Raw genomic sequence first — 13,173 nt, forward strand, 5'->3', positions numbered from 1 at the left:
GCGCGGTGGTGTGTGGTCGGGGGTGGGTGCCGGGCCCCCGCGGCGCGGGGGGGCCCCGCGCGCGCCCGCCCGCCCCCGCCCCCCGCCCCCCCCCCCCCCCCCCCCCCCCCCCCCCCCCCCCCACGTCGCGGGCGTCCGGAGCGGGCCGCCCGGCAGCGGCCCGCCCCGGGCGTCAGCCCGCCGTCGCCGCCGTCGCGGCCGTCGGCCAGTCCCCGGCCACCGAGCGCCACAGCGCCAGGGTGGTCTCCTCCAGCTGGTCGAACCGCTTCGCCATCCGGGTCCGTACGGACGGCGCGGACGTCGCCTCGTAGCGCAGGGCGAGCACGCCCATGGCCTCCCAGTGGCGCAGCGCCTCCTCGTGCACCGCGAGGGTGGCCTCCGAGGCGCCGGCGGCCCGAAGGGAACGGCCCATCAGGGTGAGGCTGGGCACCGCGTACAGGACCGAGGCGTGGTGGAACAGGCGGCGGGCGCCGCGGGCGGCGCGCTCCCCGCCGGCGTCGAAGCACTCCTCGCACAGCTCCTGGTAGCGGCGGATCGCGCCCCGGAACCGCGGCTCCGCGAAGAACCGCTCGGCCTGGCGCGCCAGGGCGCCGCCCAGCCCCGCGCCCCCGTCCGTACCGCCCCCGTCCGTACCGCCCTCGCCCGCTCCGGGCGCCGCGGTGAGGGAGTCGGACACGGCGTAGAAGAAGCCCATGGCGTCGTGGGCGTCGCTGCGGATGCGGTCGGCCGCGGCCCGGCCGAGGTCGTCCAGGGCGAGGACGGCACGGCAGCTGAACGGCTTCATGTCCACGACGAGGCTGTCGCGCACCTGCACGTGACCGTGGTCGGCCGTGATCGACTCGACCACGACGGCGTGCAGATAGGGCGCGTTGTCGCGGTACACCGCGGCATAGCCGAGGTGCGCCGTGTTGACCCACACGATCACGCCGCCGAACTTCTCCAGCAGCGCCGCCAGTTGCGGACCCGGCGCGTCGAAGTCCACCGGCTCCTTGTGCACGGTGAAGCCCGAGCGCGTCATGCCCAGGGCGCCGGCCTCCTCGACCGGGAAGATGTACTCCGGATAGCCGGACTCGTCGAGGCCCGCCTGGAAGAGGAACCCGTCGCCGCGCTCGAAGACGACCTGTTCCTCGACGGGGCGGCCGACCATGCCCGAGAGCACGGAGTAACTGCCCGTCAGGCAGTTGACGGCCGTGCCGTCGTACCGCTCCACGATGTGGCTGTCCGTCATCGCGATCACCCCCGCAGTTCGAGCGTGCAGCACTTCACGCTGCCGCCTGCCTTGAGAAGTTCGGTCAGCTCCACGCCGATCGGCTCGAAGCCGCGGGCCGACAGCTGCGCAGCGAGCCCGGTGGCGGCCTTGGGGAGCAGGACGTGCCGGCCGTCCGAGAGCGCGTTCAACCCGAACACGGCCGCGTCCTCGGCCGTGGCGAGCACGGCGTCGGGGAACAGCTCGCGCAGGACGGCCCGGCTGCCCTCGGAGAAGGCGGCCGGGTAGTACATCACCTCGTCGTCCGACAGCACCGACAGGGCGGTGTCCAGGTGGTAGTGCGACGGGTTGACGAGCTGGAGGGTGGTGACGGGCAGCCCGAAGAACTCCTGCGCCTCGAAGTGCGAGCGCTGGTCCGTGCGGAAGCCCGTGCCCGCCAGAATGCGCCGCCCGACGACCAGGTAGTCGCCCTCGCCCTCGTTGATGTACTCGGGCCAGTACAGCTCCTCGTACCCCTGGCGCTGGAACCAGGCCAGGTAGGCCGGGCCCTCCGCGGTGCGCTCCACGTGCCGGAAGCGCGCGCCGAACACCTTCCCGTCGACCACGGTCGCGCCGTTCGCCGCGAAGACCATGTCGGGCAGGCCCTCCAGCGGGTCTATCTCGTGCACGGTGTGGCCGAGCTCCCGGTACAGGTCGCGCAGCCCCTCCCACTGCCGCAGGGCGAGCGCCCCGTCGGTGGGCTTTCCGGGGTGCATCCACGGGTTGATGGAGTAGGTGACGTCGAAGTGGCGCGGGGGGCACATCAGGAACCGGCGCGGGGTCGCCGTGCGGGTCCGTGACGGTGCGGCGGACTGATTCGTGGTCATCGGTACTGCTCCTGGTGAGGAAGTGGAGAAGGGGTGGTGCCGCCGCCGGATGCGGGCGGAGGGTCGAAGACGGGGTCGCCGCCGGGGCCCGGGGGCGACGGCTCGCCGGTGGCCACGGCGGCCAGGAAGCGGCCGTCGGGGCTCGTCCAGTCGTGCAGCCGCAGCCCGGAGGTGGTCGCGGGGTCGGTGAGGTCCAGCCGTCGCAGCGTGCCCAGGGTCGCGGCCCCCACCTTCACCAGCGCCTCCTTGCGCACCCAGTGGCGGAGGAAGGCGACCATGGGGTCGGGCGCGCCGCGGACAGCGGCGATCTCGGGCGGTGCCAGGACCCGGGCGAGGAGCCTGGCGTCCGGCGCGCCCGGTGCGCCCGGGGGGACCGCCTCGACGTCGACGCCCACCGGGCCGGGGCCCGCGGCGGCCGCCACGACGCCCTCGGCGTGCGAGAGGCTGATCCCGGTGCCGGGCCGGCCCGGCAGGTACGGCCGCCCGTGGTCGTCGCCGCCGCAGTCCTCGCAGCGCTGGGCGACGACCAGGGAGGACAGGGGCTCGCCGGTGGCGCGGGCCGCGCACAGCCGGACCAGGACGTGCGCCGCCAGGAAGTCGTCCCGGCGGGGCCCGGGGGCGAGACGGGCCGCCCGGGCCTCTTCGTACGGGGCCAGTCGCACCGTGCCGAGCAGGGGCAGGACGTCACGGGTGGGTCGGACCGCGGCCCGGACGGTCGCCGGGCGCGTGACCGCGCCGGTTCCTGTTCCGCGCACGCGCGGCAGCCCCGTGAGCACTGCTTGTTCCCCCTCGCACGGCCGTACGGGCCGGTTCGTGTGGTCGTGAGTGGTGTCCGTGCCGGGTCAGTGGCCCATGGCCACGCCCCCGTCGACCTGGAGGACGGTGCCGGTGACGTAGCCCGCGTCCTCGCCGGTCAGGTACGCCACGGCGCCGGCGACCTCCTCGGGCGCGGCCATCCGGCCCATCGGCACGGCGGCGAGCAGGGCGGTGCGCTCGGCCTCGGGCATGGCGGCGACCATGTCGGTGTCGGTGTAGCCGGGGGCCACGACGTTGACCGTGATGCCGTGCCGCGCCACCTCCAGCGCGAGGGAGCGGCCGAAGCCGATGAGCCCCGCCTTGGAGGCCGCGTAGTTCGTCTGCCCCACCGCTCCGGACAGCGCCACGGTCGACGAGACCAGGACGATCCGCCCCCAGCGGGCGCGCATCATGCCGCGCAGGGCGGGCTTGACGGTGTGGAGAGTGCTGACGAGGTTGGTGTGCAGCGGGGCCTCGAAGTCCTCCCGCGTCATCGACACGAACAGCCGGTCCCGGGTGATGCCCGCGTTGACGACGAGCACCTCCACCGGGCCGAGCTCCTCCTTCACCCGGGCGTAGGCGGCGGACACCGCCTCGGGGTCGGTGACGTCGCACCGCACGCCGAACAGCCCCTCGGGGGGCTCGCCGGTGCGGTGGCTGACGGCGACCCGGTCACCGCGGTCGGCCAGCCGGCGGGCGACGGCCAGGCCGATGCCGCGGTTGCCGCCGAGTACCAGGGCAGTACGGGGCATGAGAAGTCCTTCGTGCGGTGGGGCGGTACGAGGGGCCGCCCGGTCGCGGCGGACCGGACCGGACGGTCCACGGAAAGAGGCGCTACGGGTCGTGCGGGTCGTACGGTCGGGCAGGTCGTGCGGTCGTACGGGTCGTGCAGGTACGGGCACGGTCGTAAGGGTCGTACGGGTCGTGCACACGGCGGCACACGGTCAGGACACGGACCCGGACGCCTCCGGCGCGCGGAAGCGGGCCAGGGTCTTGACCAGCAGGTCGCCGATCTCCTGGGCCGGCCGGACGTCCATCATCTGCAAGTGGGAGCAGGCGATGCGGTGCTCCTCGACCCGGCCGGCGACGTACGGCCGCCAGGGGTCGCTGACGGAGTCGGTACGCCCCGGCTCCTCGGCGGCGGTGAAGTGCAGCACGTCCCCCTCGAACCGCCCGGGCCGGAAGAGCGAACGCACCCGGATGAGGTTCTCCACCACACGCAGCAGCCGGTCCTCGTCGGGCACGACCTGCCGTACCGCGGCGGTCTCGGTCTCGATGAGCCGCCGCTGCTCCGCGGGGTCGAGCTCCTCGTCGGTGCCGACCATCACCGTGTCCAGCATGGCCAGCAGCTGGACCTCCTCGCCCTCCGCCTGCAGGCGCGTGGCCAGGGCGTGGACGACCAGCCCGCCGAAGGACCAGCCGAGCAGCCGGTACGGGCCGTGCGGCTGCACGGACCGGATGTGCTCCAGGTAGTCCGCGACCAGCTCCTCGAACGTGGCCGGCAGTTCCTCCTCGACGCCGACACCGCGCGCCTGGAGGCCGTAGACCGGCTGGTCGGCGTCGAGCCGGCGCATCAGCGCCGCGTAGCTCCAGCCCAGGGCGAAGCCCGGGTGGACACAGAACAGGGGCGGCTGGGAACCGGTGCGGCGCAGGGGCAGCAGGACGCCGAAGTCACCGCCGGCGGCGGTCCCGGCACCGCGGCCCAGCCGCTGGGCCAGGCCCTGGACCGTCGGGGTCTCGAAGACGTCCCGGACGGTGAGCTCCGCCCCGGTCTCCTCGCGGATCCGGCGGACCAGGCGGATCGCCAGCAGCGAATGGCCACCCAGGTCGAAGAAGCCGTCCGCCGCGGACACCTCCGCCACGCCGAGCATGTCGGCGAAGAGGGCGGCGAGGCCGCGCTCCTCGGGCGTCTCGGGCGGGCGGCCCGCGGACGCCCGGAACCCCGGGTCGGGCAGGCGGCCGCGGTCCAGCTTCCCGCTGGGCGACAGGGGCAGTTCGTCCAGTGTGACGACGGTGGGCACCATGTACTCGGGCAGGGCGCGCGCGGCCGCCGCGCGCAGGCGCGCCGGGTCGGGCACGGCGCCGGGCGCGGGAGTCACGTACCCCACGAGCCGGCGCTCGCCGTGGCCGTCCACGTGGACGATGACGACGGCCTGGGCGACCTCGGGCTGCCCGGCCAGCACGGCCTCGATCTCCCCGGGCTCCACGCGGAAGCCGCGCAGCTTCACCTGGTCGTCGGCGCGGCCGAGGTACTCCAGCTGCCCGTCGGGCCGGCGCAGGACGACGTCGCCGGAGCGGTACAGGCGGCCGCCCGCGGCCCCGAACGGGTCCGGTACGAACCTCTCCTCGGTCAGCTCCGGCCGGTGCAGGTAGCCCTGGGCGACCCCCGCGCCGCCGATGTACAGCTCCCCGGGAACCCCGGTGGGCACGGGGCGCATCCGGTCGTCGAGGACGTACAGCCGGGTGTTGCGCAGCGGGCGGCCGATGGGCGGCGCACCGTCGCCGGTGTCGTCCGCGGCCGAGGAACTGGCGTACACCGTGGCCTCGGTGGGGCCGTACGCGTTGACCAGCCGGGCCCCGGGCACGGCCGCGCGCAGCTGGGCGGCCACCCGCGGCGTCAGGGCCTCCCCGGCGAGGACGAGGTACCCGGCGCGCAGGTCCGGCCCGCCGTCGGCGATCAGCCGGGCGAGCACGGAGGGCACACCGCTCACCAGCGTTCCGTGCCAGCTGCCGCGCTCGCCGATCTCCAGCAGGTCGCGGACGACCTCGATGCTGCCGCCGTTGAGCAGCGGACCCAGGATCTCGAAGACGGAGACGTCGAAGTTGAGCGAGGTGGCGGCGAGGACCCGGTCCAGTCCGGCGCCGAAGGTCTCCCCGGCCCAGGCCGCGAGGTTGACGACGTTGCGGTGGGTGACGACGACGCCCTTGGGGCGGCCGGTGGAACCGGAGGTGTAGATCACGTAGGCGGTGCTGTCCGCGGGGACGCCGTGCCGGAAGGCGTCGTCGGGGAGCGCCTCGGCCTCGGCCCGTACCGCGGGGTCGTCCAGGACGAGCAGGGGCGGCGTCCCGTCTCCGGCGGGCAGGGCCCCGGCCACCGCCGAGGCGGTGACGACGAGGGCCGGCCGGGCGTCCGCCACCATGAAGGCCAGCCGGTCCGCCGGGTAGGCCGGATCGAGGGGGACGTACGCGGCGCCCGTCCTCAGCACGGCCAGCACGGCGACGACCATGTCCGCGCCCCGCGGCAGGGAGATGCCGACGAAGGTGCCCTCGCGCACGCCGTGGGCGACGAGCAGGCGGGCCAGCCGGGCGGAGCGCGCGTCGAGCTCCCGGTAGGTGAGGTGCTCGCCGCCGTGCACGACGGCGGTGGCGCTCGCGCGCCGGCCGGCCTGCCGGGCGAACAGCTCCGGGACGCTGTCGTCGGACAGCGGGGCGGCGGTGTCGTTCCAGCCGCACAGGACCCGGTCGCGTTCGCCGGCGTCCAGCAGGTCGAGGTCGCGCAGCGGTGCGGCGGGGTCGGCGGCGACGGCGCCCAGCAGGTTCGCCAGGTGGTCGGTGAGGGTGCGGACCGCGTCGGCGCCGAAGCGGCCGGTGTCGTACTCGGCGTACACCCACGCGTCCCGGTCGCCCTCGACGAAGGTCAGCATCAGCTCGAACGCGGCCGTCGCGTTGGCGACGGGCAGGCGCTCGACCAGGACACCGGCCCGGGGGGCGGGGGCGGGGTCGGCCATGACGTGGTTCAGGGCGAGCTGGAAGACGGGCTGGCGGCCGGACGACCGGGGCGGGTTGAGGTCCTGCACCAGTTCGTGGAAGGGCACGCTGCTGTGGCGCATGGCCTGCAGGGTGCGGCCCTGGAGCCGGCCCAGCAGCGGCACGAAGCCCTCGTCCGGGTCGTGCCGCACCCGCAGCGGCATGGTGTTGACGGCCAGGCCCACCACCTCCTCGGAGCCCGGGGCGAGCCGCGTGGAGAGCGGGACGCCGAGGACGAGGTCGGGCTCGCCGGTGTAGCGGGAGAAGAGCGCGAAGGCGCCGGCCGCCAGGACCGAGAACAGCGTCGCGCGGTGCTCCCCGGCCATGGCGCGCAGTGCGGCCACCGTGGCGGCGGGCAGGTCGCGGCGGTGCGTGGCGGCGTGCCGGGCGGTGGTGCCGCTCAGCCGCGCCATCGGCAGGTCCAGGGTGGCGGGGGCGCCGTCGAGTTCGGCGCGCCAGTGCGCGAGCGCCCGCTCCCGGCGGCGGCCCGCGGCCGCGGACAGCGCCGCGTCGACGTGCTCCGCGTAGCCGAGGGCCGGGGGCGCCAGGGGGTCGGGCCGCCCGGTGGCGAATGCCTCGTACAGGGTCTCCACGTCACGGGCGAGGACGTCGAGGGACGCCCCGTCGGCGACGCTGTGGTGCAGGACCAGCAGCAGGGCGTGCCGCTCCGGGCCGAGCCGGTACAGCACGGCGCGCAGCAGCGGGGCCCGGTCCAGCCGGAACGGCCGGTCCTGGGCCTCGGCGAACCGCTCGGCGAGCAGCCGGTCCTCGGCGTCCCGGTCGGGGGCGGTGAGCCCGGTCTCCTCGAAGGGGACCGTCACGGCGGGGGCGATCCGCTGCACCTGCCGGCCCTCGTGCTCGACGATGGCCACGCGCAGCGCCGCGTGGCGCACGGTCAGGGCCTGGACGGCGGCGCGGAGGGCGTCCCGGTCGAGCGGGCCGCCCAGGCCGAGGGCGAGCGCCAGGTTGTGGCTGCCGGGCCGGCCGTGGGCCTGTTCTGCGAACAGCACGCCCTCTTGGGCGGGCAGAAGGGGGAGGGTCCTGTCCTCGTTGAGCATCCTTGGTCCCGTCGGCGTGGTGGCGGCAGGCGCGAGTCCCGGCTGGAAGTCACGGGAGGCGCGGGCCGCGCCGGTGTGCGGCGCGGCCCGCACGGGTCATGCGGTGGCGGCCACCGGGGTCGTCGGGTCCGTGGCCAGGATGTCGACGGCCCGGGCCGCGAAGTCCCGGATCGTCTCGTCGGTGGTCTCGCTGGACAGGTACATCGGCTCCTCGATGTCCGGGGCGAGGTGGTAGCCGGCCTCGCGCAGGCCCCGGTAGAGGGTGGTGTACGGCTGCTGGGCCTGCCGCGCCACGTCCTCCTTGCGGCGCACGGCCGCACTCTGCGGGACGAAGATGAACGCGAAGATGCTGCCGGTGCGGACGAAGGTGAAGTCCAGCCCCTTGGCGGCCCGGTGCTCCTCGATCGCCGACTGCAGCAGGGCGCCCTTGCGCTCCAGCTCCTGGTAGAAGCCGTCCGACGACAGCACGTCGAGCGTGGCGGCGCCGGCCGCCATGGTCAGCGGGTTGCCGGCCAGGGTGCCGCCCTGCAGGACGCGCTCCTCGTCCAGCAGCCGCATGATGTCGCGGCGGCCGCCGAAGGCGCCGACGGGCGTGCCACCACCGATGATCTTGCCGAAGGCGGTGAGGTCGGGGGAGACGCCGAGGAGATTGCTGGCCGGGCCGAAGGTGAGCCGGAAGCCGGTGATCACCTCGTCGAAGATCAGGACGGCGCCCTCGCGGTCGCAGATGCGGCGCAGGTCGGCGAGGAAGCCCTCCTCGGGCAGCACCAGCGACATGTTGCACGCGATCGGCTCGACGACCACGGCGGCGATCCCGCCGGGGTTCTCGGCGAAGGCCCGCTCCACGCTCGCCGTGTCGTTGTACTCGGCGAAGAGGTTGGAGCGCATGGCCGCCGGGTCGAGGCCGGCGTCGCGCATCCGCGACTCGTCCTTGTTCTGGACGAGGTCGAAGTGCCCGTGGTAGCCGCCGTTGAACCGCAGGATGCGGGTGCGGCCCGTGTAGGCGCGGGCCAGCCGCAGGGTGGACATCACGGCCTCGGTGCCGCTGCACACGAAGCGCAGCTGCTCCAGGTGGCCGGCGGTCGCGGTGATCCGCTCGGCGAGCTCGATCTCCTGCGTGCAGTACGTGCCGAAGAGCGTGCCGTTCGCCGCCTGGCGGGCGATCGCGGCGGCGACGGGCTCGGGGGCGTGGCCGAGGATCAGCGGCCCGAAGCCGTACATGAAGTCGACGTAGCGGGTGCCGTCGATGTCGTGGAGGTACTGCCCGTGGGCCTCCGCGACGACCAGCGGGTCGCTGTCCACGTTGCGGCAGGCGCGCAGCGGGGAGCTGGCGCCGACGGGAATGGTGTGCTGGGCCCGCTTGATCTCCGGCCTCATGACGACTTCTCCGTTTCGGTCTCGATCTTGCAGTCGGTGAGCAGGACGTCCAGCAGCGCCTCCGCCTCTTCGCGGGTGTCGCGCGCGAAGTAGGCGGTCAGGACCGTCTCGAAGTTCAGCGGCGGCGCCAGGACGAACTGGCCGTCCTCACGGTGCAGGTGGACCGTGGTGACGTCGTTCTTCCGGCAGACGTCGACCGCCTGCGCGGTGTTGCGGAGGAAGCCGCTGCGCTCGATGGGGGCGTCGAACTCGAGCGCGACGCGGTGGTGGAGGGGCTGGGGGTCGATGGGCTCCCGGCCCAGGCGGTGCAGCAGGTCGTAGGCGTCGATACCGGTGCAGATCCGCAGCTGCTGGTAGGTCGTGGTGCCGCCGCCGCAGAGGCGGGGCGCCAGTTCGAGGATGCGCAGCCTGCCCTGGCCGTCGAAGCGGAACTCGGCGTGGAAGGGCGAGTCGTCGAGGCCGACACCCGCGATCACGCTGTTCAGCAGGGTGCTGAAGTCGCGGCCCTTCTCGGCGTCGAACGGCTCGGTCAGGTAGGCCACCTCGTGGAACAGCGGCCCGACCAGCGGCGGGAGCTTGCGGTGGATCTGCAGCGGGATGACGCGGCCCTGGCTGACCATGCCGTCGATGGCGTACTCGTTGCCGTCGAGGTACTCCTCGGCGAGCATCCGGGAGTCGCCGGAGCTGTCCCGGAGGACCGTGCACACCCGCTTCGTCTGGAGGAACGCCTTGGCGAACTCCTTCGGGCCGTCGGCCTTGACCACACCGGCGCTGTAGAAGCCGTTGGACGGCTTGAGCACGACGGGGAAGCTGAGCTCCGCCGTCACCGCCTCCAGCGCCTCGGGCGCCTTCATCGACGGAGCCAGCTCGATGTGGCGGGTGATGTGGTCGCGCACGGCCGGGTGCGCCTTGAAGCGCGTCTTGTCGGCCAGGCACAGCAGGGTGTCGATGTCGCGGGAGGGGAGGCCGAGTTCGGCGCGCAGCAGCTCCAGCTGGATCTGGAAGCTGTCGTGGAAGGAGACGACGTCGTCGACGGCCGACAGGTCGACGGCCTCCCGGGCGGCGTCGGCGACGGTGCCGCGCCAGTTCTCCCGGTCGTCGGCGGCGAGTTTCGGCGGGGCGAGGAACTGGACGGTGAAGCCCCGTCCCCGGGCGTAGTCCAGGTAGTCGCGGCAGTCTTCCTCGTTGCCGAGGACGAGTACGTTCACGGGAAAGGTCACACTCTTTCGTCGTCTGGTGTGTGTCAGGCGGTCTGCTCGACCGCGCCCGCGGAGTGGAGCCGGTTCTCCTCGTTGGCCACGGCGCGCTTGATGCGCCACAGGCACAGGGCGGCCATCACGCCCTCGAAGAAGGAGAAGATCAGCCACATCACGGGCAGCAGGTCGGCGTCACCGCGGTTGAGCAGGGCGAAGGCGATGAGTGTGGGGACACACAGGCACCACATGAGGACCACCCGCGCCACGAATCCGAACCTCGCCAGGCCCAGGCACTCCAGCACGGCGGAGCCGACCATGGAGAACATGAACGTGGCGGCGTAGGTCCACAGCACCCGTGAGGTGTCGACGGCGTGCTCCGTGACGGCCGGGTCGGCGCCGTTCAGCCCGAACGGGGCGAGCAGGAGGGTCGGGGTGACGATCTGGAAGAAGGCGACCACGGCGACGTAGGCGCCGCTGACGGTCAGGGTGACCCGCATGATGTGCGGCACGTCCCCGTGGCGGCCGGCCCCGACGGCCTTGCCGGCCAGGATGTTGCAGCCCATGCCGAGGCCGATCAGCGGGATGACGGCCGCGTAGTTCAGCGCGAGCGCGACGTTGTTCGCCGCGAGCGCCACCGAACCGAGCACGGCGGCCAGCCACACGAACGCGGTCTGCCCCAGCTCCTCCAGGCTGAGCGAGCCGCCCGCCGGCGCCCCGCGCCGCAGCCGCAGCCACAGCACGTCGGTGATCCCCCGAGCGCCCCTGCGCAGCAGCCGGCCGAAGCCGGCGGCGTACCCCTTGGGCAGGCAGACGGCGTACCCCACGAACATCACGGTCACCGCGCTCAGCGTGCCGAGCGCCGAGCCGCGCATGCCCAGCTCCGGCAGTCCGAAGCGGCCGAACACCAGGCCGACGGTCATCAGCACGCCGACGGCCTGGCCGAGGATGCCGACGGTCATCGGCACCCTGGTGCGGCCCATGCCGTTGAAGTACGAGGCGAGCGCCATGTTCAGGGTCATGACCGACCCGTACAGCGGGGACAGCGCGAGGAACTGCGCCTCCAGGTCCTGGATGTGCGCGGGCTGGCTGCTCAGGGTGGGCACCCAGGTGAGCAGCGGGGTGGAGGCGAGCAGCAGCCCGGACAGCAGCAGGGCCAGGACGAAGCCGTTGGCGCCCTCGTCCATCGCGTCCCGGTGGTCGCCGCGCCCGTGGGCCTGCGCCACGTAGGAGCGGGTGATGCCGACGGCCCCCGTCGTCACCATGATCACCGTGGTGGCGGTGAAGACGGCGGGTCCGGAGGCCGCCAGGGTGTCCTCCGAGTACCGGGCCAGGCAGATCCGGTCGACCAGCATCAGGACCAGGTTGCCGACCATGCCGAACATCAGCGGAACGGAGACGCGCACGACCTCGCGCACGGTGCCGATGTCCGGCCGACGGGAGCCGGTGCGGGTCACCGGAGGGCCCCGGTGTGCCGGGGGAGCCCTCCGTGCCCGGGGGCGACGCAGGTCACAGCTCGACTCCGGACTCGGCGAGGAGGACCTCGACGCTCTTGACGAGCGCCTCGCGGCTCGACAGGTCGAAGGGCAGCACGTCACCGACGTCCAGCATGACGTCGAGCCGCTCCTCCAGCCCGACCAGGAACCGCATCTGGTCGAGGGAGCTGATGATGATCTGCGACGGTTCGGCGTCCGCGGGGACGTCCCGCGCGGCGGCGAGCTGTTCGAGCAGTTCGCCGACCGTGTTCGTCAGGTCTTCCATGGAACGTATTCCTCGATGGGTCGTAAGCCGGGGATCCCGGTGTGGCTGGGGCGGTACGCGGAACGGTCAGCCGGCCGCGCCGGGGAGCAGCCCGTACGACAGCAGTGCGTACGTCAGCCGGTCCAGGCCGATTCCGGCGCAGCAGGTGGCGTCCGTGCCGAGCGGGCGCAGGCCGAACGCCTCCGCGAACACCTCGCCGTGCGCGTTCACGCTGGCGACGGAGAGCTCCGCGCCGTCGGCGAGGGGCACCCGCACCTCGAACTTGCTCTTGTTGAGGAGCTGGGCCTCGCGGGTCATCGTCGGGGCGTCGCCGAAGAAGGCGTCGGAGGCGCTGACGACGCGGTGCGGCACGTCGAGCTCCGCGAAGAAGCCGGTGAAGGCCTTCAGCATCCGCTCGTAGGCGTCCGCTACCTCCTCGGCGCTGCCGAGCCGGACCAGTTCGAACATCCTGAACTCGCCGAGCCGGGTGGCGCTGTGGTTGTGGGACTCGTGGCGGAAGACCGGGCCGTCGATGGCGTACACGCCGGTGCCGTAACGGGCCGACAGTTCGGCCGCGTTGGCGTAGACGTGGTAGCAGGTGACGGGCGTCAGGACGGACTCGGACGGTGTGTAGAACGAGTCCAGTGCCGCGGTCTGGTCGGCCCTCAGCCGGGAGACGGTGACGCCGTCCCAGTAGCCGTCGCGGATCCGGGCGACCGCGTTCACCAGGTTGGGGAACTTCTGGTAGTACCCGGCCCGTACGAGGACGTCCCTGGAGATCTGCGCCGGGCCCGCGAGCAGCGGTGCGCCGAAGCTCCCGGCGAGCCGCTCGTGGCAGAGCCGTCGGACCGTGTCCATGGCCCGGGTCCACTCCGGCCCCTGGAGGTACGCGCCCCGGACGGAGAGGATGCGGTCGTCCTCGGGGAGGCCGCAGCTGATGCCGGGCCGGCCGGGGTGCTCGGCGAGGACGGTGGTGGCGACCTCGCGGTGGCCGCGCAGGAAGTGCCGGACCATCTCGCCGAGCTCCTGCTCGGACGGGCCGCTGTGCAGGGAGACCTCGACGCCGGTCTCCAGCGCCTCCACGGTCACGTCGGGGTGGTGGAACGCGAGGGCCTTGCGCAGCTCCTCGACGGCCCCCGGGCCGACCGGGCGTTCATGGCGGTACCGCACGGTGTTCACGGGCGCGCCCA

10 protein-coding genes are annotated in these 13,173 nt (G+C 73.7%); all 10 read right to left on the reverse strand.

Features of this window, described 5'->3' with window-relative positions; genetic code table 11:
- Positions 1 to 172: 172 nt before the first annotated feature.
- Complete coding sequence (locus ACIA79_RS27205; protein ID WP_399430981.1) at positions 173 to 1,228, reverse strand: hypothetical protein; 1,056 nt, start codon at positions 1,226 to 1,228, stop codon at positions 173 to 175.
- Between the two features lie 5 nt (positions 1,229 to 1,233).
- Positions 1,234 to 2,073: a dimethylargininase gene (gene ddaH, locus ACIA79_RS27210; RefSeq protein ID WP_399430982.1), complete on the reverse strand. Its 840-nt coding sequence runs from the start codon at positions 2,071 to 2,073 to the stop codon at positions 1,234 to 1,236.
- Complete coding sequence (locus ACIA79_RS27215; RefSeq protein WP_399430983.1) at positions 2,070 to 2,828, reverse strand: 4'-phosphopantetheinyl transferase family protein; 759 nt, start codon at positions 2,826 to 2,828, stop codon at positions 2,070 to 2,072. Before ACIA79_RS27215 ends, ddaH begins: the two co-directional genes overlap by 4 nt.
- Positions 2,829 to 2,915: 87 nt before the next feature.
- A complete protein-coding gene (gene fabG / locus ACIA79_RS27220; protein ID WP_399430984.1) occupies positions 2,916 to 3,620 on the reverse strand; it encodes a 3-oxoacyl-ACP reductase FabG in 705 nt (234 codons plus the stop codon).
- Positions 3,621 to 3,812: 192 nt separating this feature from the next.
- The gene (locus ACIA79_RS27225) at positions 3,813 to 7,673 is read right to left on the reverse strand and encodes an amino acid adenylation domain-containing protein (RefSeq protein WP_399430985.1); all 3,861 of its coding nucleotides are present in this window, start codon (positions 7,671 to 7,673) and stop codon (positions 3,813 to 3,815) included.
- Between the two features lie 96 nt (positions 7,674 to 7,769).
- The gene (locus tag ACIA79_RS27230) at positions 7,770 to 9,050 is read right to left on the reverse strand and encodes an aspartate aminotransferase family protein (protein ID WP_399430986.1); all 1,281 of its coding nucleotides are present in this window, start codon (positions 9,048 to 9,050) and stop codon (positions 7,770 to 7,772) included.
- Positions 9,047 to 10,258 carry an acetyl-CoA carboxylase biotin carboxylase subunit family protein gene (locus tag ACIA79_RS27235; protein ID WP_399430987.1) on the reverse strand — a complete coding sequence of 404 codons (1,212 nt, stop codon included), beginning with the start codon at positions 10,256 to 10,258 and terminating at the stop codon, positions 9,047 to 9,049. The genes ACIA79_RS27230 and ACIA79_RS27235 overlap by 4 nt, the downstream gene beginning before the upstream one ends.
- 35 nt (positions 10,259 to 10,293) lie before the next feature.
- Positions 10,294 to 11,700 (reverse strand): MATE family efflux transporter, encoded by a 1,407-nt coding sequence (locus ACIA79_RS27240; RefSeq protein WP_399430988.1) that lies wholly within the window; start codon positions 11,698 to 11,700, stop codon positions 10,294 to 10,296.
- A 52-nt stretch (positions 11,701 to 11,752) separates the two neighbouring features.
- Positions 11,753 to 12,004, reverse strand: a complete 252-nt coding sequence (locus ACIA79_RS27245; protein ID WP_399430990.1) for a hypothetical protein — start codon at positions 12,002 to 12,004, stop codon at positions 11,753 to 11,755.
- Positions 12,005 to 12,070: 66 nt separating this feature from the next.
- Entirely contained in the window at positions 12,071 to 13,162 is a 1,092-nt protein-coding gene (locus ACIA79_RS27250; RefSeq protein ID WP_399430991.1) for a hypothetical protein, read from the reverse strand.
- Positions 13,163 to 13,173 lie beyond the last annotated feature (11 nt).

It is taken from the genome of Streptomyces sp. NPDC051310 (assembly GCF_044455245.1).
In the GTDB taxonomy this organism is placed as follows: domain Bacteria; phylum Actinomycetota; class Actinomycetes; order Streptomycetales; family Streptomycetaceae; genus Streptomyces.

Coding starts and splice junctions, on each gene's coding strand:
- fabG (WP_399430984.1), bottom strand. CDS start 3,620: ATGCCCCGTACTGCCCTGGTACTCGGCGGCAACCGCGGCATCGGCCTG.
- ACIA79_RS27225 (WP_399430985.1), bottom strand. CDS start 7,673: ATGCTCAACGAGGACAGGACCCTCCCCCTTCTGCCCGCCCAAGAGGGC.
- ACIA79_RS27230 (WP_399430986.1), bottom strand. CDS start 9,050: ATGAGGCCGGAGATCAAGCGGGCCCAGCACACCATTCCCGTCGGCGCC.
- ACIA79_RS27205 (WP_399430981.1), bottom strand. CDS start 1,228: ATGACGGACAGCCACATCGTGGAGCGGTACGACGGCACGGCCGTCAAC.
- ACIA79_RS27245 (WP_399430990.1), bottom strand. CDS start 12,004: ATGGAAGACCTGACGAACACGGTCGGCGAACTGCTCGAACAGCTCGCC.
- ddaH (WP_399430982.1), bottom strand. CDS start 2,073: ATGACCACGAATCAGTCCGCCGCACCGTCACGGACCCGCACGGCGACC.